Annotated in this window: 18 protein-coding genes and 2 pseudogenes; 16 read left to right on the top strand and 4 right to left on the bottom strand. The window is 51.1% G+C overall.

The window, feature by feature from the left end; genetic code table 11:
- Positions 1 to 4: 4 nt before the first annotated feature.
- From OVA10_RS05600 to OVA10_RS05625, 6 genes and pseudogenes are all read left to right on the top strand, one after another.
- The gene (locus tag OVA10_RS05600; RefSeq protein ID WP_268195563.1) at positions 5 to 352 is read left to right on the top strand and encodes a hypothetical protein; all 348 of its coding nucleotides are present in this window, start codon (positions 5 to 7) and stop codon (positions 350 to 352) included.
- Complete coding sequence (locus tag OVA10_RS05605) at positions 345 to 2,786, top strand: primase-helicase zinc-binding domain-containing protein (protein ID WP_268195564.1); 2,442 nt, start codon at positions 345 to 347, stop codon at positions 2,784 to 2,786. Before OVA10_RS05600 ends, OVA10_RS05605 begins: the two co-directional genes overlap by 8 nt.
- A gap of 299 nt (positions 2,787 to 3,085) precedes the next feature.
- Entirely contained in the window at positions 3,086 to 3,220 is a 135-nt protein-coding gene (locus OVA10_RS05610; protein WP_268195565.1) for a hypothetical protein, read from the top strand.
- Between the two features lie 219 nt (positions 3,221 to 3,439).
- Complete coding sequence (locus tag OVA10_RS05615; RefSeq protein ID WP_268195566.1) at positions 3,440 to 5,473, top strand: HsdM family class I SAM-dependent methyltransferase; 2,034 nt, start codon at positions 3,440 to 3,442, stop codon at positions 5,471 to 5,473.
- Positions 5,474 to 5,490: 17 nt separating this feature from the next.
- Positions 5,491 to 6,636 carry a restriction endonuclease subunit S gene (locus OVA10_RS05620; protein ID WP_268195567.1) on the top strand — a complete coding sequence of 382 codons (1,146 nt, stop codon included), beginning with the start codon at positions 5,491 to 5,493 and terminating at the stop codon, positions 6,634 to 6,636.
- A gap of 1 nt (position 6,637) precedes the next feature.
- Positions 6,638 to 6,877 (top strand): annotated as a pseudogene (locus OVA10_RS05625) (hypothetical protein); the annotation flags it as partial.
- 1,027 nt (positions 6,878 to 7,904) lie between these two features.
- On the opposite strand, the gene OVA10_RS05630 reads toward OVA10_RS05625, so the two are convergent.
- The gene (locus OVA10_RS05630) at positions 7,905 to 8,558 is read right to left on the bottom strand and encodes a DUF2931 family protein (RefSeq protein ID WP_268195568.1); all 654 of its coding nucleotides are present in this window, start codon (positions 8,556 to 8,558) and stop codon (positions 7,905 to 7,907) included.
- A complete protein-coding gene (locus OVA10_RS05635; protein ID WP_268195569.1) occupies positions 8,555 to 10,456 on the bottom strand; it encodes a PAAR domain-containing protein in 1,902 nt (633 codons plus the stop codon). Before OVA10_RS05635 ends, OVA10_RS05630 begins: the two co-directional genes overlap by 4 nt.
- Before the next feature lie 394 nt (positions 10,457 to 10,850).
- Here OVA10_RS05635 and OVA10_RS05640 point away from each other — a divergent pair, with 394 nt between their 5' ends.
- On the top strand, positions 10,851 to 11,051 hold the full coding sequence (locus OVA10_RS05640) for a hypothetical protein (RefSeq protein WP_233458430.1): 201 nt from the start codon (positions 10,851 to 10,853) through the stop codon (positions 11,049 to 11,051).
- On the opposite strand, the gene OVA10_RS05645 is transcribed toward OVA10_RS05640, so the two are convergent.
- The gene (locus OVA10_RS05645; RefSeq protein ID WP_268195570.1) at positions 11,048 to 11,407 is read right to left on the bottom strand and encodes a hypothetical protein; all 360 of its coding nucleotides are present in this window, start codon (positions 11,405 to 11,407) and stop codon (positions 11,048 to 11,050) included. The genes OVA10_RS05640 and OVA10_RS05645 overlap by 4 nt on opposite strands.
- Before the next feature lie 134 nt (positions 11,408 to 11,541).
- On the opposite strand from OVA10_RS05645, the gene dinD reads away from it, so the two are divergent.
- The 3 genes from dinD to OVA10_RS05660 all read left to right on the top strand — a co-directional run bounded on the left by dinD (position 11,542) and on the right by OVA10_RS05660 (position 15,089).
- On the top strand, positions 11,542 to 12,366 hold the full coding sequence (gene dinD / locus OVA10_RS05650; RefSeq protein ID WP_047721498.1) for a DNA damage-inducible protein D: 825 nt from the start codon (positions 11,542 to 11,544) through the stop codon (positions 12,364 to 12,366).
- 336 nt (positions 12,367 to 12,702) lie between these two features.
- Positions 12,703 to 13,320 carry a trimeric intracellular cation channel family protein gene (locus OVA10_RS05655; RefSeq protein WP_123429706.1) on the top strand — a complete coding sequence of 206 codons (618 nt, stop codon included), beginning with the start codon at positions 12,703 to 12,705 and terminating at the stop codon, positions 13,318 to 13,320.
- A 116-nt stretch (positions 13,321 to 13,436) separates the two neighbouring features.
- Complete coding sequence (locus tag OVA10_RS05660; RefSeq protein WP_268195571.1) at positions 13,437 to 15,089, top strand: phosphoethanolamine transferase; 1,653 nt, start codon at positions 13,437 to 13,439, stop codon at positions 15,087 to 15,089.
- Here OVA10_RS05660 and ligB read toward each other — a convergent pair.
- Positions 15,086 to 16,756, bottom strand: coding sequence for an NAD-dependent DNA ligase LigB (gene ligB / locus OVA10_RS05665; protein ID WP_268195572.1), 1,671 nt, complete (start codon positions 16,754 to 16,756; stop codon positions 15,086 to 15,088). The genes OVA10_RS05660 and ligB overlap by 4 nt on opposite strands.
- A gap of 250 nt (positions 16,757 to 17,006) precedes the next feature.
- On the opposite strand from ligB, the gene gmk reads away from it, so the two are divergent.
- From gmk to OVA10_RS05695, 6 genes and pseudogenes are all read left to right on the top strand, one after another.
- Positions 17,007 to 17,630: a guanylate kinase gene (gene gmk, locus OVA10_RS05670; RefSeq protein ID WP_100778209.1), complete on the top strand. Its 624-nt coding sequence runs from the start codon at positions 17,007 to 17,009 to the stop codon at positions 17,628 to 17,630.
- Between the two features lie 54 nt (positions 17,631 to 17,684).
- Positions 17,685 to 17,960, top strand: coding sequence for a DNA-directed RNA polymerase subunit omega (gene rpoZ, locus OVA10_RS05675; protein WP_268195573.1), 276 nt, complete (start codon positions 17,685 to 17,687; stop codon positions 17,958 to 17,960).
- A gap of 19 nt (positions 17,961 to 17,979) precedes the next feature.
- Entirely contained in the window at positions 17,980 to 20,091 is a 2,112-nt protein-coding gene (gene spoT, locus OVA10_RS05680; RefSeq protein WP_107702540.1) for a bifunctional GTP diphosphokinase/guanosine-3',5'-bis pyrophosphate 3'-pyrophosphohydrolase, read from the top strand.
- Positions 20,092 to 20,095: 4 nt separating this feature from the next.
- The gene (gene trmH, locus OVA10_RS05685) at positions 20,096 to 20,785 is read left to right on the top strand and encodes a tRNA (guanosine(18)-2'-O)-methyltransferase TrmH (RefSeq protein WP_102105079.1); all 690 of its coding nucleotides are present in this window, start codon (positions 20,096 to 20,098) and stop codon (positions 20,783 to 20,785) included.
- A 3-nt stretch (positions 20,786 to 20,788) separates the two neighbouring features.
- Positions 20,789 to 22,870: an ATP-dependent DNA helicase RecG gene (recG, locus tag OVA10_RS05690; RefSeq protein WP_268195574.1), complete on the top strand. Its 2,082-nt coding sequence runs from the start codon at positions 20,789 to 20,791 to the stop codon at positions 22,868 to 22,870.
- A gap of 103 nt (positions 22,871 to 22,973) precedes the next feature.
- Positions 22,974 to 24,369 (top strand): annotated as a pseudogene (locus OVA10_RS05695) (nucleobase:cation symporter-2 family protein).
- Positions 24,370 to 24,464 lie beyond the last annotated feature (95 nt).

The raw sequence follows: 24,464 nt of genomic DNA on the forward strand, positions 1-24,464 counted from the left end.
ACAAATGATGACTAAAAATTTCCAGCTTAATTCACTGGCTAACCAGTACGCGGCGGCGCTGTATGACCATATCACCGCCACCAGCGGCGGCGCTTATTTCATGATTGATGCGTGCGGGCAGTCTGTTCACGTGGACATTATCGGCGGCGTCAAAGGGGTGCGCGACCTTATCGACGGTTACGCGCTGGAGGCGCTCAGGGACAACTACCCGCAGTGGGAGGGGGGGATCGTCTTAATGGCTAAATGCGCCAGCAGTAGCGGAATTACTGACTTCGGGGTGGAGATCTGGCAGAGCATGACTAACGATATGGGCGCAACGGTGGCGGGTAATGGCGGGGGTGTGAATGCGTAATATCGACTTTATCCGCGAAGTGACCAGCGCAGCAGCGAATAACTGGCCTCATGTGCTGGCTGGCCTGAATATTGATGTTCCCGATTCGCCCCACAGACACGCCGGATGCCCCGTGTGCGGCGGTACGGATCGCTTTCGGTTCGACGACGACGGGCGCGGCGCTCACATCTGCAATCAGTGTGGTGCTGGCGACGGCTTAGACCTGATTAAGAAGGTTAACAACTGTGACACCACAGAAGCGGCGAGGCTTGCCGCTGGTGTGCTGGGTATTGATTACCGGGCAGCGGAAGCAGACCCCACAGCAGCGAGCCAGAGAAGGGAGCAACTGGAAGCTGACCGCCAGCAGCGTGAGCAGGAGCACCAGAAACAGGCCACAGAGAGAGCAGAGCAGCGGCGGGCTGTCTTTGCCCGTCTGTACGCCAGAATGCGTGACAGCGCCGTACAGGGCGAATCTGAGTACCTGATTAGCAAAGAGCTGGGAGGGTTCACGTTCCCCGTTCTCACCGATGGTTCAATCCTGCTTGAGCTGGTGGACGAGTCCGGCGCGGTGGCAGCAGCGCAGACCATTACCCCGCAGGGAGAAAAGCGCCTCCTGACGGGTTCAGCAAAGCGCGGGGCATACCATGCCGTAAACGCGCCAGAATCGACTCAGAGCGTTTTAATCGCCGAAGGGCTTGCAACGGCCTTATCGGTTCACATGATGCGTCCTGACGCGCTCACAGTGGCAGCGATTGACGCCGGAAACCTGACACACGTCGCCGGGGTAATGCGCCGCAAGTACCCGGACGCAGAAATCATTATCGCCGCTGATAACGACATTAACGGCGATGATGGGCGCAATATCGGGAAGGATTCAGCAGAGAAGGCTGCCTTGTCCGTGGCGGGCTGGGTATCCGTTCCACCGACAGGCCACAAAGCTGACTGGAATGACTACCACCTTGAGAACGGGCTGGAAGCCTCTGTAGCGGCTTTTAACGATTCGATGTACCAGATTGAGAGGAAAGATGTGAGCGTTCAACTGCGAGCGATTGAGGGCGGTAAAAAGAGCCGCCGAACAGAAAATGGTGACATTTCCCAGATGGCAGCAAGCCAGAAAGCAAAGTTGCTTGCGGCTCGCTGGGACAGGCTGGCGGTAAACGCTGATAGTGGCGTGGTTTATCGCTACGGCTCAGGCGTGTGGGGAAAACTGCCAGACATTGAGCTTGAGCGCGTCATGGTATCCATTTTTGAGGAGCACGAAGCCCATTACACGGAAAAGGGAATTAAGTCCGTGGTGGCGACGATGAAGCTACAGCTACAGCCCACCGATGACCAGCGAGCAGATTTAATCGGTTTTAAGAATGGCGTGTACGACCTCAACACACGGACATTTTCCGATCACAGCCCGGATAACTGGCTGATGAACCACAATGGGATCGACTACACACCACCCGCGCCGGGAGAGAGCCTTAAAGAACATGCCCCACACTTCACGCGATGGCTGAACCACGCCAGCGATGGCGACCACGGTAAAGGTGAGCGCATCAAAGCGGCCTTGTTTATGGTGCTGGCAAAGCGTCACGACTGGCAGCTATTTATTGAGGTGACGGGGGAAGGTGGCAGCGGTAAGTCCGTATTCAGCAGCATTGCCGCGACGCTTGCCGGGGAGCACAACACAGCCAGCGGTAGCATGAGCACGCTCGACCTTGCACGCGGGCGGGCGCAGTTCGTCGGAAAGAGTCTGATAATTATGCCAGACCAGACGCGCTACGTGGGTGAGGGGGCGGGTATCAAGGCCATTACAGGCGGCGATCCGGTTGAAATCGACGGTAAGTACGAAAAGCAGTTCACAACGGTACTGAATGCGGTTGTGCTGGCGACCAATAACGAGCCAATGACATTTACCGAGCGCAACGGGGGCATTGCCCGCCGCCGTGTGATATTCCCGTTCAATAATCCAGTGTCCGAGGCAGATAAAGACCCGGATCTAACCGCTAAAATTCGGCGCGAAGTACCGGTAATCATTCGTCACTTGCTGGGTGCTTTTTCCGACCAGAACAGGGCTAAGTTACTTTTGCTGGAACAGCGCGATTCACTGGAGGCGCTGGGCGTTAAGCGCGGCACAGATCCGGTTATCGACATGTGCGCAGCGCTGTTTTTCATGACTGAACCTAAAGGGCTGATGATGGGCGGCGGAACATGGGCGGGACAGCCTGAGCCGAGAGCGTATCTTTATCACCTGTATTTATCTTTCCTGGAATATCACGGGCTGGGTAAACCTCTCTCTGTGGAGAAGTTTTCTCGGGCGATGAAAAACGCCGCGAAGGAATACCGGAGTCAGTATCTGACACGGAAAGTTAAGGGGCGCACTCAGACCAACCTGAGCATAACGGAGCTGGCAGAGGAATTTATTCCCCGCGCATACGGGGTTGATGTTCCAGGCGACCCCGTGTGAAAACTTTTTAGTGGTGACTTACGTCTACACGTCTACCCCTTTTTCTTTATGGGCAGTGATAGCAATGGATTCAGACAGGTAGACGTATATATATTTACCTCTACCTTACGTCTACATACATCCACCTATTTTGATGCTGTATAAATAAACAGGGTAGGCGTAGGTAGAGGTAAGGTAGACGTATGAAAACAAACGTCTACCCCTCTACAAGCCTCGTAATTACTGGTTTTTTTGATTTTTTTTGCCGCATGTAGACCGGGTAGACCAACAACACCCCCAAAAAGATTCACAGGGGGGGTATGAATCAGAAGGGAGTGGAAAAAATGAACGAGCACCACAAAAAGCAGATCGAAGTTATCAGAGAAATTGAGGCGCAGGGCTTCACCACGCAGGAGGCAGCGGCCTTGTTACTGGCTAGCTATTCAGTACAATAGTCAAGGTAATAACGATGATGTAAGGTTTTGGGTGGAAGAAGGTAAGACATTGGTCTTATGTAGTTCCAGGTAGCTTTAGGAAGTGAGAGACTTCAAAAGTATTGATGGCGTAACGGCAGAGAAAGACCGTGGTGGTGTTTGCAGAGCCAGGAAGGGCGGCCTGGCATTGCGCTTCTGAATTTGATACGCCAATAAGGGATATGGAGTAAGTGAAGAAAAATGGCTAAATTACAATCAGTTGAACCCAATATTGCAGACCTGGCTAACGGTTGGCTTAAATCTTATAATTTGGATTATAAATTAGAACAAAATTCATTAAATGATGAGATAGATAAAGCACTTAATGACTATTTTTCTAAAAATGGCGGAGTTGGCGGAAATCGACCCGATGTAAAACTCATTTTGAAAGATAAAAAACTCAATTCATACCCTATTTTAATTGAGTACAAAGGGTACAAGGATAAACTTGTCAACCTTAATGTTGATGGATTAGTCGATAATCAGACGTCCAAGAACGAACCAAACTTTAAAAATATAAATAGCTATGCCGTTAACGGGGCAGTGCATTATGCGAATGCATTACTTCATCACACGAGCTATACCGATATTATCGCTATAGGCATGACAGGCTTTATTGATGAAATCGGTAAGCTACAACATGAAATTGGTGTGTATTATGTTGCAAAAAGTAATCTCGGTTCCGGGCGAAAAGTTGCAGATTATTCTGATTTTTCATTTTTAGCAGAAGAGAATTTTGATGGGTTTATTGAAAAAGTAAAAACAATACAGCTATCACAACAAGAATTAGATAATTTAAAGAGTCAGAAAGAAAAAGAAATTGATGCTTGTTTGGTTAAGTTAAATAATGACATTTATCAAAATGAAAAAGGCCTCGGTGAAAATGACCGTGTTTACTTAGTCGCGGCATCTATTATTGCAACAATTGGTATTCCCGGAAAGGTAAAACCTTTAGAGAAAAGTGATTTATCCTCTTCAATCGAAGAGGGGTATACAGATGGTGACATCATCATTAAAAAGATAGAGTCATTTCTCAATCACAAGGCGTTACCTGCGGATAAAAAGTCTTTAATCATAAGAACATTAAAAAATACGTTAATTACATATAATATTAATAAAGTAAGTAATGGTGAAAGTCAGCTTAAGCGAATTTTTACTAAAATTGTTGACGATTTGGGTATTTATTACAAGATTGGGTTGACTACTGACTTTACCGGTAAGTTGTTTAATGAGATGTATGGATGGTTGGGTTTTTCGCAAGATAAACTCAATGATGTGGTTTTAACTCCATCATATGTAGCAACATTATTAGTGAAGCTTGCCAGAGTTAACAAAGACTCCTATGTCTGGGATTTTGCGACTGGCTCTGCCGGTTTACTGGTTGCTGCGATGAATGAAATGCTGATAGATGCCAAGAACAGCATTGATTCACCGGAGAAATTCAGAGCTAAAGAAGCCAGTATTAAAGCAGAACAGCTCCTTGGCTTGGAGTTGTTGTCCAGTGTCTATATGCTGGCTATTTTAAATATGATTTTAATGGGTGATGGTAGCTCTAATATATTAAATAAAAACTCATTAACAGACTTTGACGGGAAGTATGGCTTTGGTAAAACGGATAAGGTATTCCCTGCAAATGCGTTTGTTTTAAATCCTCCTTATTCCGCTCAAGGTAATGGGATGATATTTGTTGAAAAAGCACTTGCTATGATGAATGGCGGGTACGCAGCTATTATTATTCAAGGTTCAGCAGGATCAGGGAAAGCTAAAGAGAACAATAAAAAAATACTTAAAAGTAACACACTGGTTGCTAGCATTAAAATGCCTATTGACCTGTTTATTGGAAAATCCAGTGTTCAAACCTATATCTATGTATTTAAAGTGGGCGAAGCTCATCACAGGGATGAAATGGTCAAATTTATCGATTTCACTCATGATGGCTATACTCGTACTAACCGAAAAAAAGCGAGCAATAATCTTAAGGATACAGACCGTGCCAAAGAACGATATCAGGAAGTGGTTGATTTGGTTCGCGTTGGTAAAAGTAAACTCAATATTCTGACCGAACAGAAATACTTTGAAGGCACTATCGATCCTGATAATGGGGCAGACTGGAATCAATCTATTCCCGTAGACACCAAACCAACACTGAATGATTTTAAACAAACTGTCAGCAATTATTTGGCGTGGGAAGTATCTAATCTTATAAAGCAACAAGGTGATGATTCGGGAAAGTAGCATCCCCACTTAACAAAATGTTAGAAGATGTTGAGTGGGGTGAGTTTCGGGTTGGTGATTTATTAGAAAAAATAAAGACAAAAAAACTGCCTTTCAAAGCAGATGAGTTACCAAAGAAAAAAATAGGGAAGTATACACTTCCATGTCTTACGTCTAGTTTCAATAACCAAGGGCTAAACTATTTTGTACCTAGAGAGGGGGCAACTATTTTAAAAAATGTGATTTCAATCCCTTCAAATAGTGATGTTTACCGAGCTTATTTTCAGTCCAATGAGTTTACTGTTTTGTCAGATGCCTATGCCCTTCAATGGAATGTAAGTGACATTGAATTGTCACCGAAACAGTACTTATTTGTAGTTCAGTGTATTAATAAAATCACGGATCTACATATATATTCCTACAAAAATAAGCTGGGGGGATGGAATGTTGTAAAAAACAAATATATTAAATTACCGATTAGCAAAGGAAAAATCGACTTCAATTTCATGGAGGATTTTATAGCGGAGCTGGAGGCGGAGCGTATAGCGGAGCTGGAGGCGTATTTAACCGTTGCTGGGTTGAAAGATTATAATTTAACACAAGAGGAACAGCAAGCGTTAGATAACTATAACGATTTGATATTTAATGTTTTCAATGTTATTGATGTGTTTGATGTTAAAAATACAAGTAACATTCTCGCTAGAGATATCAAACAGAATAGTGGTAACACGCCATATTTATGTGCCAGCAGTGAGAATAATGGAGTGAGCTCTTACATATCTTATGACAATAGATTTTTAGAGAAAGGGGGGTGTATTTTTATTGGTGGAAAAACATTTGTTGTTAGTTATCAGGGACGTGATTTTTACTCTAATGATAGCCATAATTTAACTTTAAGGCTTAAAGGTGAAAATGGGAAAGCAAAGTTAACTCAATTATATCTAGCCACCTGCGTACATAAAAGTTTAAACCACAAATATTCTTGGGGTGATAGCATTAGTAATACGAAAATCCAGAAGGATACTATCTCCCTCCCATCAAAAAATAACAAGCCAGAATTTTCATCAATGGAAATATTAATTTCTGCAATTCAAAAGTTAGTAATTAAAGATGTTGTCCAATATGCGGACAGGAAAATCGCCTTGCATAGGCAAGTTGTGAAATCAGGCGTGGAAAAAGTGTAACGTTGACCAGTGGACGGGGCAGGACGGCGGTACACAGCAGGGTTATCAGGTAGTGGCAGACAGCGTTATCAGTGCCAGAACTGCCCGCCCGACAGGAAAGAAAGGCCAGCAGGGACAGGCAACGGACGCGCTGAGACGTGCGCAGCAGTCACCGCCTGACGACTCAACAGCAGGCCACCGCGTCAATGTGTGTGGTCTGCTTGCCGCCACCAGAAGGGCTAAAAATATTAGACCCTTATAGACGGATTTCAAGCCCGTTAAGCTCGAAAGCCGCGCCAGCATTGGGGTTGCGGCTTTACCGAGATTCAGGCCGTCTAGAATTTTAAGGGCTTCAATCCGGTAGCGAATTTGGGGATAGATGTACGGTGACGTGCATCGCGCAATGACCGCGAAAGTAGTTTATACAATGGCTTGCTGGTGGCCTTTGGTTCCCGCTGTCTTTGACGTGATGCAAAAAACAGGATGGTTATTTATCAACCAAATCTTAACAAATGTTAACGTCATTGCGGGTTGTGTTGGTAGATGTGCGCAAATTTGCTCACATCGAAAACCTAAGAAAACCTAAGGTCTGGAACCTCACAAAACCTGACATCTTAACTGCGAATTGTGCGCAAAGGAACCTTGACGAATCTATACATCTGAACTGCGAATTGAGCGCAAATTTACCCCAGAAACGAAACCGATAATTGAATCTGAAATTTCTCTCAAAGCCTTGCCAGTGCTGGGATGCCGCTATTTGCGGCGTGCGAAAAAGGTTGCGAATTGGAGGAGAAACTGCGAATTGGGGCATAAGCTGGATGTTAAGGAATGTTAAGGTTTCTCACTACATCCATGCCCCGTGAAAAACGAGCGGCAAAGACGCTACGCCGCCGAACTGAACATGTTTATACCCCCGGTAAAAATGTTTATACCCCTGTTAACATGTTAATACCCTACCAGCCCAGAAATGGCGCGGTAATCAGCGCTGGCCTGTAAACATGTTTATACCCCCTGAACGGGGATTTTTTCTGTGCATGAGAGGGCGAGCGGTGTACCGCCACCAGCGGCATTGCCCTGACATATCCCCCCGCCCACGGACGGAGCAAAGCACATGAGCTAACGGTCTGGAACGGCTCACCGGGAGGGGGCGATCAATCCCTGTAACCATTACCCGACGGGACGCCCCGCATCCTCAAATGTTTAAACCCGCGAAATTAAAAAATTCATCCGAAGGGGGATCCTGACTGGAGAAGCCCACCAGCAAACGGCGCTGGTGGGTATGGCGACAATTACCAGTTGCCGTAAGGGTAGGTTTTGCCTTTGATAAACTCAGGTGTGTCACCGTAATAGACGTATCCGTTGGGATGTTGGGTAATTCCCTTGCAAATATCCAGCTTATCGCCTGAAAACGTACCGATGCGTTTCGGATCCAGTGGAATATTTTTCCCCCCGGCGCTATCCTGCAGCCAGATTTTTACCTTCCCTTCTGGTGCCAGACCAAACAGCAATGTTTTATACCAAGCGGTATTGCCGTAACGGTCTGTGCCTGTAGGGGTCAGCATGGCCTCTTTCAGTGACGGCTGAAAGACGATCTGCGTTTCATAGGTCTTTTTATCGATGATGGAATCCCAGCAGAACACCATATTAACGGGCGGGTGCCGGGCCTTATTGAAGTGAATAGACCCGCTATTGGTATTATCACGCCATGAGCCTACTACATTAGGATCGCTCTGCGAGCTATCCAGCGCCCGAAACTTTGAGACCACATTACTGCTGTCAATAATGGCAGCATACGTCACCACGGCGGGCAGGGCATGAGGCGTAAAAAAGGCGAAGCCCCATCTGCCGTAGGGCATTTCGCCCGTTTCTTCCGGCGTCGGGAGTTCAGAAGCACGGCAGCCGCCCACCAGCAAGACCACCGTAAGGGCAATTTTCAGTCTCATACCTTTTTCCCGTCCATGTTGTATACAGTACGCTGCCAGTTTTCATCCGGGCGATCCAGAAAACCGATAATTTCCGTTGCGGATGCACCGCCTTGAGTGTAACCCTTCATATCAGCAATGATCGCGTTCCAGTTTGCCGAGCAGTGAATATACCGCTGAGCGATGATGTCAGTTTCGTCCTGGCTGAACGTGCCGGAGGACTGGCCCGAACGGACAGCCTTACCCATCGCCACGGCTTTATCGCACAGCGGTGCCAGTTCACCGGGAAGCGCCATTGCAGGGTTTGCCGGGTCGATTGCATCAAACATTACCCCAGCCTCCTGTGCAGCAGCGTACATGACCCGCAGAGCCACTTTTGACCAGTCATGTCTAATTACCCGGTCCCGTAACGTCATGGCAGCATAGCTGCGTTTCTGGGGTTCACCGTAGCGGTTCGGTGGCATACGGTCATCAAACCAGGTTTCTACCGAGATTTCGCTGGTGCGCATGATGGGCGCAACCGCCGGGAAGGTGTCCAGCTTTTCCATCTGCTTTGTTGTCTGGTGATAGCCGCGCGTCTGCTCTCCCGGCTGGCGCAGCGGGATAGTGTCGGTCTCCGGGCGGGTTAGAAAGAGGTTCTCTTTCACTGTGGGCAGGTAGCCCCCGCCAATGTCCGAATGCACGCCGGGTAGCGCCAGTTCAGGCCATGCGGGCTTAACGCTGTTTAACGCGAAGTTAAAACGGCATTCGTGGGCGGCGGTGATATGGAAAACCTTATCAGCCACGCCCGGACGCAGAACAAGGTTTACGTTGCCCGTATCCGCGTTATGCGGATTCAGTCCGTTTAACGGCGTACCGATAGCCGCCACGGTATCAAAAATGCCGATAAAGCGGATTTTACCTGCCGGAGCGCCCTTAAACTCGGTGCCCTGTATACCGTCACGGATGGCGGCAATAATCGCGGCGTCTTCTGAGTGAATACGGTTGGCAAAGTGGCGCGATGCCGCCGCGCCGCGACTGAAGCCGAAAATATCAAACTGTAGCGTTTTAATAACAATTTCGTTATCTGGATTCGTTCGGCTTAATTCTTCCAGTGCAGTCTTAATATTTCCAGTCAGACTGGACACGGCTTTATCGGTTTTAGCAATCACGCCAGTATCAGAAATCCCCAGCCCCTGACCAATCATACTGTCCGGTTCGCCCGCTTCCGTGCCTATGCCATCAATATAAATATCTCGCTGATACAATGAATCATCAGCAGTGAAAAACTTTTTATATAAAGTCCGCAGCCAGTGCACGTTGGTGTAATAGCCCATGTAGCTGGTGGCCCCCACGCCCGATACGCCCATCCCCTCCTTAGCGCACTTACCCAGAATTGCGCCCGCGTCGGTGTCATCGAGCTGGTAACGCTGCGCAATACAGGCTTTTATCATGTTATCGGTGTTGATGGCATTGTTGCCCGTTCCATCAAAGAACACGCCAATTGTCAGCGTAATTTCTCGCTTTTCCTTTCGGGTCGTGTTGCCGGTATTGCCGGGGGCGGAGGTTGTATTTTTTCGGGCGGCCTGTGCGTGCTGCTCTGGCTCCTGACTCGTTACGGGAGAAGATGCTGCACGAGGGGAATCGCCCTGGTAAGAACCATGCTTGCGCCACGTCTGGGAAGGGATAAAGAAGGCTTTACAGGGGCAACTGGAGCGGCTGTAAAGGGTGCTGGCCTGCGGCACCCCACCCAGTGACAGCTCGCCGGGATGTCCGCCCATAATATGAAATTTTCCTGCGTGAACGCCGCAGGAGACCTCATCTCCTTTTCTGGCAACAAAGCACGGCGGCGTGCCCATTTTTACGGTCGGGTCTCCGCTCAGTACGCTTCCACCGCAGCTGGTTTTATCACCTTTGACAATCCAGTACCCTATGCTCATTTTTCTCCCCCTTCCGGGGGCAATTCATTAGTATGTTGCTGGGGCATATCAAATCCTTCTGGTTAATATGGCTAAAGAACCGCCATCATACACCGCATGATACTTAGCCAAAATTTCTTTGTGTGGAGAATATGTTACGGATAATAGCGTATTCTTGACGCATACCATTTTCCCCGCATTTCCTTATGTAGCTCCGATTCCCTTATTGAGTATTTACCAGTGTTAATGACCAAGGCCGCCTACGCCAGGCACAAAGGTGTGAGTCGACAAACTGTCTACGACTGGATATCCGTCAGGATTATTACTACGCCATCACAACAGGCCGCCGCACGATGCCCATCAAGCCAGCCTGTACACAGGCTGCTTATTCCCCTCGACTAACGGAGCAAACAACATGATAGATACCACCCTGGAACAGCTTGCATCGGCCTTTCTGTCCGGTACTGCCACCGGATCAGCATTTGACGCTGTATCGTCGTTTGAGCGCCGGGAGCTGATGCGCATCATTAACAGCCGGGCGGCCAACCGTGAACGCTTCATGCAGAAACTCAGATCGCCGTCCTACCAGTGGAGGAAGCCAGCGCCACGGCGCTAATCCAATCGCTCGCATTCCACATCAATCGCGCTATCAGCGCCGCCAGTATCGCGCGTTACAGCACGCCTGCCGGGCAGCCCGTAGCGCACGACAGTAGCGCTAGTCTCGCCTCCGCTACGCACCTGACGCGATTCATGCACCGTCACCCGCTCAAGTAGCCCACCAGCAACCATTGTTTCCAGCGTGCGCCTGGTGGATTCGAGCTGATGCCGGGTGTCGAACGACGCCATGCCGTGGAGCAGGTAGGCAATGCCGGACACATCGAGCGGAGGCGCACCAATCTCACCTGTCACCCATTCGAGGTTATCCGATCCAAAGTAGCTGAGTATCTCTTTTTTGCGGCTGGTCATTCTCATGGCGGGCAGGTTCCTTATTGTGGGATACCTCTATCATACATTAATCAGGATGTGAGATATTGAGTCTTGCCGCTACCATTAGCGGCAATGATAGCCGCCATCCTTAAACATCAAGCTAATACATGGAGTGAGCAATGAACGAGCACCACCAGCCTTTCGAAGAGATCAAGCAGGTTGATGACGAAGGATCGGAATATTGGTCAGCACGAGAGCTAGCAAAGTTGCTGGATTACTCAGAGTATCGTCATTTCACTCCTGTTTTAGAACGAGCAAAAGAAGCGTGCCTTAACAGTGGGCACAATGTTGACGACCATTTCGAGGATGTCCTCGGTATGGTCAAAATTGGTTCAGGTGCGCAAAGAGAGCTAAAGGATATAAGGCTGTCCCGGTACGCTTGCTACTTAGTTGTTCAAAACGGAGACCCCACCAAACCCGTTATAGCAGCGGGACAAACGTACTTTGCAATACAGACTAGGCGGCAGGAACTGGCTGACGATGAGACATTCAAGAGACTCCGCGAAGATGAGAAACGCCTTTTTCTCAGGAACGAACTAAAAGAGCACAATAAACAATTGGTCGAGGCAGCACAGCAAGCTGGTGTTGAAACAACATTGGACTTTGCAATCTTCCAGAATCACGGATACAAGGGGCTTTATGGCGGGTTAGACCAAAAGGCTATCCATCAGCGAAAAGGGCTTAAAAAGAGCCAAAAGATACTCGATCACATGGGTTCTACCGAATTGGCTGCCAACCTATTCCGAGCGACTCAGGCAGAAGAAAAGCTCCGCAGAGATAATGTTAAATCGAAGCAAAAAGCTAATGAAACTCACTTTGAGGTCGGCAGAAAAGTCAGGCAAACAATCCAAGAGTTGGGTGGGACAATGCCAGAGAATCTGCCAGCACCGGAAAAAAGCATCAAACAATTAGAGTCTGCTGCAAAAAAACTGGACAAAAAATAGTCGCAATACTTAAGCATATCACTTTACGGTGTACACAAGGGTGTACCTAGTTAAAAAACGCATTAACAAAAAACCAGAAAAAATGCAGCTTTAAGACTACCACTCAATAAACAGATTCAGAACATTGAATAATCGCCAGGGTAGCTCAACGTGAGCTACCCATTATTTTTTCTCATGCTGTTAGCGCTTTCGCATTCAAAAAAACCTTTCATCCCACTGATAAAATACTCAGCGATTAATTAGTTTAACTAAGCCAAAACGCTTCACTTTAGAAAATCTCAATCGTGATCTAAGCCACAAAAGGCTACTCTGCCACCAGTTTTTCTGGAGGCGATAATGCTTTTACACATTCTCTATCTGGTCGGTATCACCGCTGAAGCCATGACCGGTGCGCTGGCTGCTGGGCGCCGTCGTATGGACACCTTCGGTGTCATCATTATCGCCACCGCTACGGCACTCGGTGGAGGATCTGTCCGTGATATCTTGCTGGGACACTATCCACTCGGTTGGGTCAAACATCCTGAGTATGTTGTGATCGTTGCTGTCGCCGCGGTTCTGACGACGATTGCCGCCCCTGTGATGCCTCATCTGCGCCGTCTGTTTTTGGTACTGGACGCATTAGGGCTGATCGTGTTTTCCATTATTGGTGCGCAAATTGCGCTGGATATGGGTGAAGGCCCGATCATTGCCATCATCGCCGCTGTGGTCACGGGCGTGTTTGGCGGTGTGCTGCGCGATATGTTCTGTAAACGCATTCCGCTGGTGTTCCAGAAAGAGCTCTACGCTGGCATTTCGTTCGCCTCAGCCGTGCTGTACATTGCGCTACAGCATTATGTGTCGAGCCATGATGTTGTCGTCATTGCCACCCTGCTGTTTGGTTTTACCGCGCGCATGTTGGCGTTGCGCCTAAAACTTGGGCTTCCGGTGTTTCATTACACCCATGACTCGCACTAAGTAACGTAATAGAGAGGCAACAAGTATTAATCAGCACGTTTCGTAGGCTTATATTAAATCGAAAAACGATTACAATAACCGCCTGTAACCGTCCTGGAAATATGCGTTAAGAACCGATGTCACTTGCTAAAGCCTCTGCCCTCATCCTGGATAAAAAACTCAGCAGTCATTTTTTAATCCTGTTGATGATCTCTGTATTGATACAAGTGTGGCCAGTGTACTTCACGCAGCCTGCACGCTTTGTTGTGCGCATTGCGATTTGCAATGGCCTGCTTTTACTTGGCGCGTCAGCCCTTTATCGCTACCTTCCCGGTAAAATTATTGCCTTTCTTCTTACGGCCCTCCTGACGCTTAATTTTGCGATCGCATTCAGTACCTGGAATGTTTATCAGAGCGAATTCAACACCGTTTTTGCGATGAGTATTCTGGCGACCCACGTAGCCGAAGCGAAAAGTATGTCCGGGCTGTATTTAAACAGCTTCCCTGTCATCGCGGCCTATTTTGTTATCACCTGGTATGCCATTAAGTCACTGAGCGAAAACCTGTCAGACAGGGCAAAAATCATCAGCATTGTGTTGTTGGTTGGCTATATAGGCTGGTATTCAACTGCTAACTGGTTGAAAAAACGTAAAGACCTGGAAGTTTATTACCCATTGAGTGCACGCATCCTGACGAACACGCCATTTTACACAGGCTCGGAATTTATTATTGCCCACCGAGATAGCGCACTGGCTGAAAAAATTAGCCAGAAGCAAGTGCACTATCCCGCCCTGCAGTACCATCAGACGGGTATCGAAAACTATGTGGTGATTGTTGGAGAATCTGCCCGCCGCAGTAATATGCAGCTTTATGGTTTCAACCAGGAGACCACGCCAATTGAATCAGCGTATGCAAAGAATGCTCTGATCTTTACCCATGCTATTGCTCCGGCGTCAGCCACGGTGCTGGCAGTCCCAATGATACTGAGTAAAGCCGATCCTGATAACTTTACGGTCGACAAACTCGCCGACAATATCGTCAGCATTGCCAAAAAATCTGGTTATTACACGGAATGGATCAGCGCGCAGGGCAACTCAGGAAAGAGTAATAATTATATTGTCGCGATTGCCTCTGCGAGCCATAAAGCACAGTGGATTAACACGCAATATGACACCGAACTTTTACCTGCCCTGGATGAAGCGCTGAAAAAACCGGGTAAGAAATTCATCGTATTGCATATTAATGGCAGTCATGAGATGGCGTGTGACCGCTATCCCGCGTCCGCTCAGGTACTCAATACGGGAAATAAGTACGAAGATTGCTACAACAATGCGATTCGCTTTACCGACGCATTTATTGGTGAGGTGGCAAAACGCCTGCAAAATAGCGCCTCTTCTCTTCTCTATTTCTCCGACCATGGGCTGGAAAAAAACCCACAGCTGGAATCCATTTACATGCATGGCTCACGTAATCCTAGCAAAGAGGCGTACGAAGTCCCGCAGTTTATCTGGTACAGCCAGCCCGCGCTCTCAAGCCAGCAACGTCAACTGGGTTGGGTACCAGGATACTGGTCCACTGCAAACAATTATTGGCTTATGCTGAGTTGGCTTGGCATCTCCACGGGCGCTGAGAACTGCCGTTCGGTTCTGGAAACCTGCTATCAGGAATCAACATTGCTTCCGGTAATGGACGGTGGTCGACATATCTTCGACTACGACCAGCTTCGGGATACTTTTAGCTCGCCAGACAAAAAAACACCATGGCGTAAGGCTAAGGCCGGTTCGCTCTAAAACCCCTGGATGCCTTGCGTTCGCAGCCAGGCTGCCATAGCCGCGATAGCTGGATCGTGAAGAAACTCGACCAGCTTTCGTGCTTTCTCCGGGCCGATACCGGGAAGCAGGCGCCAGCTCACCGCCTCTTTGTCGCGTAATTGCTGCCATGAATGTTCTGTCAGCGCTTTTGCTGCAGCTTGCGGCAGCGGCACACTTAGCGCACCAATCCATCGCATAAAAGGCTGATGACGCACCCGCTCAAAACGATGCCATAGCTGTAATCCCCGCGAAGCATTTAAGCCTGGCGTATTCTGGAGCTGCTCCTGAGTCAGCGACAGCCAGGAGAAAATATGTTCGAAATGATGAGCCTGATGTAATAGCCGCCAGCCTGACTCACCCAGTCCTTCGATATCGAGTATTTGCTTCGAACTCAGCCAGACTAACCGGGCAAAAAACTGTTCCAGACATTCTGGCGACGCGTAAAAGCAGGTCAGCGGGCTAAAATGCGGGGGCGGTGGCGTCGGTTTCACGCGGTCCACACCCCGCCACACAACCTTATCCAGCCGGGGTATGCCCTGCCCCGCCAGACTCACCAGTACCTGATCGCCAGGCGCGATATCAAGCGTCCGCCAGCGCCCTACGGAACCGAGACTCACTCGCTGTACCCGTTTGTCATCCAGTTGCACAGGTTCAAGAGAGGCGACAACAGAGATCCTGCCCGTTCGCCCAACCGCAAACTGAATGGCTTTAACCTCTGCAAGCTGTGAGACGGGCGAATACTTCCACGCAACCACCCAGTCTCCTGCTCCAGGCTGCCAGTGCTCACCCGCAGGTTCGATTGCGGAACGCACCACAATGCCGTCAGTGGCAAAGGGCAAAACGGATGTCAGCCATTCGGTTTTGTTTTGCTCCACCTCTTCTGCGGTTCGGACTGCGCGCGTATAACGCCCGGTCAGAGAAAACCCCGCTTTCGCCAGTTCAGCGACGCGCTGCGGCATTGAAGAGGGGCCATCGGGCCAGGCCCAGATAAAAACGCCGATTTTATCCAGCGTCGGCTTGCCACTCTGGCGCATCATCATGCCAGCGACTTTAGCGCGCGCATTCATTCCCCCTTTCTGCTGCTGGATATGCCCTTCGCTGCGTAAAAACAGTTCGCCCTGCAAAATACTGTCCGCCAGTGCTCCCTGCAGAGTTAACGGAATCGACGGTATTTTTTGCACCTGCGCCGTCCAGTCCTCTCCTTTCATTCCATCGCCACGACTAATCGCCTGCACTAACTTGCCCTTGCGATAGATCAGCGTCACCGCCACACCATCTACTTTCGGCTGCACCCACAGATCGTGGTGCGCTTTCATCCACTGGCGTAACTCATTAATCCCCACAACCTTATGCACACCCGTATGCGCAATAGGGTGTTTCACCGTCCCACTGGCAGGTGGGATATCATCGGAAGTGGGTTCGTTGTTGAAGCAAAAGCGCCATTGCGCGAGCCGCGCACTAAGCTGATCGTAAACCTCATCGCTGACCTCACTTTTCCCCTCCTGCCAGTACGCCTCACTCCAGCGGGCGATCTGCGCACTCAGTTTTGCCAGTTCCTGATCTGCTTTTGCATGCGACCAGGCGGGACAAACCGCCATCACCCAGCTATTCCACAGCATCAACACCATTCCAGCCCATTTCCACATCGCGATACCTCCCTGTTTTGCGAAAGGTATAACCCTGCTGTTTTAACCTGGCTAGCGGCAAAACCACGATTTACGAGCCCGCTTCCGCGTTATGTTGTGATTGCAGCAAACGGCGGGTAAAACCGGAAAACGATACGCAAAAATCAACAATCCCGAGGAAAAAGTGTGACAAAGACTACGTCACAGAGCAGTGACGTGTATAATAAGCCCGTATGTAGGACTTCTTCGCTAACACATACAAAAGACTCTCATGGCTCAAGGCACGCTTTATATTGTTTCTGCCCCTAGTGGCGCGGGTAAATCCAGCCTGATTCAGGCGCTGTTAAAAACCCAACCGTTGTACGATACGCAAGTTTCGGTTTCTCACACCACGCGGGCACCGCGTCCGGGTGAAGTACACGGCGAACACTATTTCTTTGTAAATCACGATGAATTCAGAACGATGATTGGCAGAGACGCGTTCCTTGAACACGCTGAAGTATTCGGAAATTTCTACGGGACATCCCGTGAAACCATCGAGCAGGTCCTGGCAACCGGCGTCAATGTGTTCCTGGATATCGACTGGCAGGGCGCACAGCAGATTCGTGCGAAGATGCCGCAAGCGCGGAGCATTTTTATTCTGCCGCCGTCGAAAGATGAGCTTGACCGTCGCCTGCGTGGCCGCGGCCAGGATAGCGAAGAAGTTATCGCAAAACGTATGGCGCAGGCAGTTGCAGAAATGAGCCATTACGCCGAATATGATTACCTTATTGTGAATGATGATTTTGATACTGCCCTGGGCGATCTGAAAACCATTATTCGCGCAGAACGTCTGCGTATGAGCCGCCAGAAGCAGCGACATGACGCATTAATCACCAAACTGTTGGCAGACTGAACCCACATTCAGTATCATGCCCAGTCATTTCTTCATCTGTGGAGCATTTTAAGTATGGCACGCGTAACTGTTCAGGACGCTGTAGAGAAAATTGGTAACCGTTTTGACCTGGTACTGGTCGCCGCGCGTCGCGCTCGTCAGATGCAGTCCGGCGGCAAAGATTCACTGGTACCAGAAGAAAACGATAAAACCACCGTGATCGCACTGCGCGAAATCGAAGAAGGTCTGATCAACAACCAGATCCTCGACGTACGTGAGCGCCAGGAGCAGCAAGAGCAGGAAGCCGCAGAACTGCAGGCCGTAACCGCCATTGCTGAAGGCCGTCGTTAATTAAACCTGCGGGTCGCCCTTGTATCTGTTTGAAAGCCTGAATCAACTGATTCAAACCTACCTGCCTGAAGACCAGATCAAGCGTCTTCAGCAGGCGTATCTCGTTGCACGTGACGCTCACGAGGGCCAAACACGTTCAAGCGGTGAACCCTATATCACGCACCCGGTAGCGGTGGCCTGTATTCTGGCCGAGATGAAACTCGACTATGAAACGCTGATGGCCGCGCTGCTGCATGACGTGATCGAAGATACCCCCGCCACCTACCAGGATATGGAACAGCTGTTTGGTAAAAGCGTTGCCGAACTGGTGGAAGGGGTCTCTAAGCTTGATAAGCTGAAATTCCGCGATAAGAAAGAGGCGCAAGCCGAGAACTTTCGCAAGATGATTATGGCGATGGTGCAGGATATCCGGGTCATTCTCATCAAACTCGCTGACCGTACTCATAATATGCGCACGCTGGGCTCATTACGCCCCGATAAACGTCGCCGCATCGCCCGTGAAACCCTCGAAATTTATAGCCCGCTGGCACACCGTTTAGGTATCCATCACATTAAAACTGAGCTTGAAGAGCTGGGTTTTGAAGCGTTGTACCCAAACCGCTATCGCGTGATTAAAGAGGTGGTTAAAGCCGCGCGCGGCAACCGTAAAGAGATGATTCAGAAGATCCTCTCTGAAATCGAAGGGCGTTTGCAGGAAGCGGGAATTCCGTGTCGCGTCAGCGGTCGCGAAAAGCACTTGTACTCCATCTACTGCAAAATGGTGCTGAAAGAGCAGCGTTTTCACTCGATCATGGACATCTACGCGTTCCGCGTCATCGTCCATGATTCTGACACCTGCTATCGCGTACTCGGTCAGATGCACAGCCTCTACAAACCGCGTCCGGGGCGCGTTAAAGACTATATTGCCATTCCAAAAGCGAACGGCTATCAATCTTTGCACACCTCGATGATCGGGCCGCACGGCGTACCTGTTGAGGTACAAATCCGTACCGAAGACATGGACCAGATGGCGGAAATGGGTGTTGCTGCGCACTGGGCTTATAAAGAGCACGGTGAAACCAGTACCACCGCGCAAATTCGCGCCCAGCGCTGGATGCAAAGCCTGCTTGAACTTCAGCAGAGCGCCGGTAGTTCGTTTGAATTTATCGAGAGCGTTAAATCCGATCTCTTCCCGGATGAGATTTACGTTTTCACGCCAGAAGGGCGCATTGTCGAGCTGCCTGCTGGCGCAACGCCGGTCGACTTCGCTTATGCGGTGCATACCGATATTGGTCATGCCTGCGTGGGCGCACGTGTCGACAGACAGCCGTATCCGCTGTCTCAGCCGCTTACCAGCGGTCAGACCGTCGAAATTATTACTGCACCGGGCGCTCGCCCAAATGCCGCATGGCTTAACTTCGTCGTCAGTTCGAAAGCACGCGCGAAGATCCGTCAGCTGCTGAAAAACCTTAAACGTGACGACTCCGTCAGCCTGGGCCGTCGCCTGCTCAACCATGCGTTGGGTGGCAGCCGCAAGCTGGCCGAAATTCCGCCAGAGAACATTCAGCGAGAGCTGGAGCGCATGAAGCTCGCCTCGCTTGACGATCTGCTGGCAGAAATCGGCCTGGGTAATGCAATGAGCGTTGTCGTGGCGAAGAACCTCCAGCAGGGCGAAGCCTCCGCTGTGCAGCCCACCACGCAGGGGCACGGTCATCTGCCGATCAAAGGTGCGGATGGGGTGCTTATCACCTTCGCTAAATGCTGCCGACCGATTCCTGGCGACCCAATCATCGCCCACGTCAGCCCAGGTAAAGGGCTGGTTATCCATCACGAGTCCTGCCGTAACATCCGTGGCTATCAAAAAGAGCCAGAGAAGTTCATGGCCGTTGAGTGGGATAAAGAGACCGAGCAAGAATTTATCACCGAAATTAAGGTCGATATGTTCAACCACCAGGGCGCGCTGGCAAACCTGACGGCGGCGATCAACACGGCTTCTTCCAACATTCAGAGCCTGAATACGGAAGAAAAAGATGGCCGCGTTTACAGCGCCTTTATTCGTCTGACTGCGCGCGATCGTGTGCATCTGGCGAATATCATGCGCAAAATCCGCGTGATGCCGGACGTCATTAAAGTCACCAGAAACCGAAACTAGGATAATGAATTCAGAACGTTATGCACGTATCTGTGAGATGCTCGCCAGACGCCAGCCCGATCTGACAGTCTGCATGGAGCAGGTCCATAAACCTCATAACGTCTCCGCCATCGTCCGCACCGCGGACGCCGTTGGCGTGCATGAAGTTCACGCAGTCTGGCCGGGTAAAAATATGCGCACCATGGCCTCCAGCGCGGCAGGCAGCAACAGCTGGGTAACGGTAAAAACCCACCCCACGATAGCGGATGCTGTCACGCAGCTGAAAAGCAGCGGGATGCAAATCCTGGCGACCCACCTTTCCGATAAAGCCGTCGATTTTCGCGACATTGATTACACCCGCCCGACCTGCATTCTGATGGGTCAGGAGAAAACCGGGATCACGCAAGAAGCGTTAGATCTGGCGGATCAGGATATCATTATCCCGATGATTGGCATGGTGCAGTCGCTGAATGTCTCTGTTGCCTCTGCGCTGATTCTGTATGAAGCCCAGCGCCAGCGTCAGAACGCCGGGATGTACGAACGCGAAAACAGCATGCTTCCAGAAGTAGAACAGCAGCGTCTGCTGTTTGAAGGCGGCTATCCGGTGCTGGCTCGCGTGGCTAAACAGAAGCAATTGCCTTATCCCCACGTTAATGCGCAGGGCGAAATCGAAGCCGATGCCGCGTGGTGGTCCACCATGCAGTTTGCAGGCTAAACCATGAACGGCCACCTGCTTGATGCCGTTCCGCTCAGCTCATTAACGGGCGTAGGTGCGGCGCAAAGCAACAAGCTGGCTAAAATTGGCCTGCACACTGTACAAGATTTACTCCTGCACCTTCCTCTGCGTTACGAAGATCGCACCCAGCTTTACGCGATTGGCGATCTGCTGCCTGGCATCTACGCCACCGTGGAAGGCGAAGTCCTGAACAGCACTATTACCTTTGGCGGCCGTCGCATGATGACCTGTCAGATCAGCGACGGCTCCGGCATTCTCACCATGCGTTTTTTCAATTTTAGTGCTGCGATGAAAAACAGTCTGGCCGCCGGACGACGCGTGTTGGCCTATGGCGAAGCCAAACGCGGGAAATATGGCGCGGAGATGATCCACCCGGAATACCGTGTGCAGGGCGATTTGAGTACGCCTGAACTCCAGGAGACGCTGACGCCGGTGTACCCCACTACCGAAGGTATCAAGCAGGCGACGCTGCGAAAACTGACGGATCAGGCGCTGGAGTTGCTTGATACCTGCGCCATCGCCGAACTGCTGCCGCCTGAGCTGGCACAGGGCATGATGAGCCTGCCGGACGCCATTCGCACCCTACACCGCCCACCGCCGTCTTTACAGCTGAGCGAGTTAGAAAGCGGGCAACATCCGGCGCAGCGGCGGCTTATCCTTGAAGAATTACTGGCACATAACCTGAGCATGCTGGCGCTTCGCGCGGGTGCACAGCGTTTTCACGCACAACCTCTGCCTGCCCGTGATGATTTAAAAGATAAGCTGCTGGCCTCACTGCCCTTTAAACCGACGACTGCCCAGGCACGCGTGACTGCCGAGATCGAACGCGATATGGAGCTCGATATTCCGATGATGCGTCTGGTACAGGGTGACGTAGGCTCCGGTAAAACGCTGGTCGCCGCCCTCGCGGCCCTGCGCGCTATCGCGCACGGCAAACAGGTGGCGCTGATGGCCCCAACCGAACTGCTCGCCGAGCAGCACGCCAATAACTTCCGCAGCTGGTTTGCGCCGCTGGGCGTGGAAGTGGGCTGGCTTGCCGGCAAGCAAAAAGGCAAAGCACGCCTCGCACAGCAGGAAGCCATCGCCAGCGGTCAGGTACAGATGATTGTTGGTACCCACGCCATTTTTCAGGAGCAGGTGCAGTTTAACGGCCTTGCCCTGGTGATCATCGATGAGCAACATCGCTTTGGCGTACATCAGCGGCTGGCCTTGTGGGAAAAAGGGCTGCAGCAGGGCTTCCACCCGCATCAGTTGATCATGACCGCCACGCCTATCCCGCGTACCCTGGCGATGACCGCCTATGCCGATCTGGATACCTCGACGATCGATGAACTGCCACCCGGCCGAACGCCGGTCACCACCGTGGCCATTCCGGATACGCGCCGCAGCGAGATCATCGATCGCGTGCGCAACGCCTGCACTCACGAAGGCCGTCAGGCTTACTGGGTTTGTACATTGATTGAAGAGTCCGACCTGCTGGAAGCGCAGGCCGCAGAAGCAACGTGGGAAGAGCTAAAACTGGCGCTGCCCGAGCTGAATATTGGGCTGGTGCATGGCCGCATGAAACCCGCTGAAAAACAGGCCGTAATGCACTCATTCAAGCAGGGTGAGTTGCATTTACTGATTGCCACAACGGTTATCGAAGTGGGCGTGGATGTGCCGAATGCCAGCCTGATGATTATCGAAAACCCGGAGCGGCTGGGCCTTGCGCAACTTCACCAGCTGCGGGGCCGCGTTGGCCGTGGTGCGGTGGCTTCCCACTGCGTCCTGCTCTTCAAATCCCCGCTTTCTAAAACGGCACAAATGCGACTCCAGGTGCTGCGCGACAGCAATGACGGCTTTGTGATTGCGCAAAAGGATCTCGAGATCCGCGGCCCCGGCGAACTGCTGGGCACACGCCAGACCGGTAACGCCGAATTCAAAGTGGCCGATCTGCTTCGTGACCAGTCGATGATTCCGGAAGTCCAGCGCCTTGCCCGCCACATTCACGAGCGTTATCCCGCCCAGGCCGCCGGGCTTATTCAACGCTGGATGCCAGAAACCGAGCGCTATTCCAACGCCTGATCACTGTGCTCAGCCCTGATTTAATAAATTTATAAATGCAATCGTTTGCTTTTACCATCCGGTCAGCTAAAATGCCCGCTTTTCACCCGTGGGATTGCCGCCGATGTCCGTTAACGCCGTAGAGTCTCAAGATGCGCAACCGATTGCGCACGCTCAACATAATAGTGAACTCATCTACCGTCTTGAAGATCGCCCACCGCTGGCGCAAACGCTGTTCGCCGCGTGTCAGCACCTGCTGGCGATGTTCGTGGCCGTTATCACACCTGCCCTGCTGATTTGCCAGGCGCTCGGCTTACCGGCTCAGGACACGCAGCACATCATCAGCATGTCGCTGTTTGCATCCGGCGTGGCGTCTATTATCCAGATTAAAGCCTGGGGTCCGGTCGGTTCAGGGTTGCTGTCGATTCAGGGCACCAGCTTTAACTTCGTTGCCCCGCTGATCATGGGTGGCACTGCGCTGAAAACCGGCGGGGCCGATGTCCCGACAATGATGGCTGCGCTTTTCGGTACCCTTATGCTGGCCAGCTGCACGGAAATGGTCATCTCCCGCGTACTGCACCTGGCGCGCCGCGTCATTACCCCGCTGGTTTCCGGCGTGGTGGTGATGATTATCGGTCTGTCGCTGATTCAGGTGGGCCTGACCTCTATCGGCGGCGGGTATGCGGCGATGAGTGACCACACTTTCGGCGCACCGAAAAACCTGCTGCTGGCGGGCGTGGTGCTGGCGATTATTATTTTGCTCAACCGTCAGCGTAACCCCGTACCTGCGCGTCGCCTCGCTGGTGATTGCCATGGCGACCGGTTATCTGGTGGCGTGGGCGATGGGCATGCTGCCGGAAAACACCGCGCCGACCAACAGCGCACTGATTATGGTGCCGACACCGCTCTATTACGGCCTCGGCATTGACTGGAGCCTGCTCCTGCCGCTGATGCTGGTGTTCATGATCACCTCGCTGGAAACCATCGGCGACATCACCGCAACCTCTGACGTCTCCGAACAACCTGTCTCTGGCCCGCTGTACATGAAACGCCTGAAAGGCGGCGTACTGGCGAACGGTCTGAACTCGTTTGTCTCTGCCGTGTTCAACACCTTCCCGAACTCCTGCTTTGGCCAGAACAATGGCGTGATCCAGCTGACCGGCGTCGCCAGCCGCTACGTGGGCTTTGTCGTGGCGCTGATGCTGATCGTGCTCGGCCTGTTCCCGGCGGTGAGTGGCTTCGTGCAGCACATTCCGGAACCGGTGCTGGGCGGCGCAACGCTTGTGATGTTCGGTACGATTGCGGCCTCTGGCGTGCGCATCGTGTCGCGTGAGCCGCTGAACCGTCGTGCCATCATGATTATCGCGCTGTCCCTGGCCGTCGGTCTGGGTGTTTCCCAGCAGCCGCTGATCCTACAGTTCGCCCCTGACTGGGTGAAAAACCTGCTCTCCTCCGGCATCGCCGCAGGGGGTATCACGGCGATTGTGCTGAACCTCGTCTTCCCGCCAGAAAAGAACTGATCCCCCGTCACGGCAGGCATCACGCCTGCCGTGAAACCGAATTACACCATTCCTGCCTTGAGGATTGCGCATAAATCGTGCATAACTCCCTTATG

The sequence above is a fragment of the Lelliottia sp. SL45 genome, assembly GCF_026672535.1.
GTDB lineage: Bacteria > Pseudomonadota > Gammaproteobacteria > Enterobacterales > Enterobacteriaceae > Enterobacter > Enterobacter nimipressuralis.

Excerpts from the sequence above, each read along its gene's own strand:
- OVA10_RS05600 (WP_268195563.1), top strand. The coding sequence starts at position 5 with ATGATGACTAAAAATTTCCAGCTTAATTCACTGGCTAACCAGTACGCG.
- OVA10_RS05605 (WP_268195564.1), top strand. The coding sequence starts at position 345 with ATGCGTAATATCGACTTTATCCGCGAAGTGACCAGCGCAGCAGCGAAT.
- OVA10_RS05610 (WP_268195565.1), top strand. The coding sequence starts at position 3,086 with ATGAATCAGAAGGGAGTGGAAAAAATGAACGAGCACCACAAAAAGCAG.
- OVA10_RS05615 (WP_268195566.1), top strand. The coding sequence starts at position 3,440 with ATGGCTAAATTACAATCAGTTGAACCCAATATTGCAGACCTGGCTAAC.
- OVA10_RS05620 (WP_268195567.1), top strand. The coding sequence starts at position 5,491 with ATGTTAGAAGATGTTGAGTGGGGTGAGTTTCGGGTTGGTGATTTATTA.
- OVA10_RS05630 (WP_268195568.1), bottom strand. The coding sequence starts at position 8,558 with ATGAGACTGAAAATTGCCCTTACGGTGGTCTTGCTGGTGGGCGGCTGC.
- OVA10_RS05635 (WP_268195569.1), bottom strand. The coding sequence starts at position 10,456 with ATGAGCATAGGGTACTGGATTGTCAAAGGTGATAAAACCAGCTGCGGT.
- OVA10_RS05640 (WP_233458430.1), top strand. The coding sequence starts at position 10,851 with ATGATAGATACCACCCTGGAACAGCTTGCATCGGCCTTTCTGTCCGGT.
- OVA10_RS05645 (WP_268195570.1), bottom strand. The coding sequence starts at position 11,407 with ATGAGAATGACCAGCCGCAAAAAAGAGATACTCAGCTACTTTGGATCG.
- dinD (WP_047721498.1), top strand. The coding sequence starts at position 11,542 with ATGAACGAGCACCACCAGCCTTTCGAAGAGATCAAGCAGGTTGATGAC.
- OVA10_RS05655 (WP_123429706.1), top strand. The coding sequence starts at position 12,703 with ATGCTTTTACACATTCTCTATCTGGTCGGTATCACCGCTGAAGCCATG.
- OVA10_RS05660 (WP_268195571.1), top strand. The coding sequence starts at position 13,437 with ATGTCACTTGCTAAAGCCTCTGCCCTCATCCTGGATAAAAAACTCAGC.
- ligB (WP_268195572.1), bottom strand. The coding sequence starts at position 16,756 with ATGTGGAAATGGGCTGGAATGGTGTTGATGCTGTGGAATAGCTGGGTG.
- gmk (WP_100778209.1), top strand. The coding sequence starts at position 17,007 with ATGGCTCAAGGCACGCTTTATATTGTTTCTGCCCCTAGTGGCGCGGGT.
- rpoZ (WP_268195573.1), top strand. The coding sequence starts at position 17,685 with ATGGCACGCGTAACTGTTCAGGACGCTGTAGAGAAAATTGGTAACCGT.
- trmH (WP_102105079.1), top strand. The coding sequence starts at position 20,096 with ATGAATTCAGAACGTTATGCACGTATCTGTGAGATGCTCGCCAGACGC.
- recG (WP_268195574.1), top strand. The coding sequence starts at position 20,789 with ATGAACGGCCACCTGCTTGATGCCGTTCCGCTCAGCTCATTAACGGGC.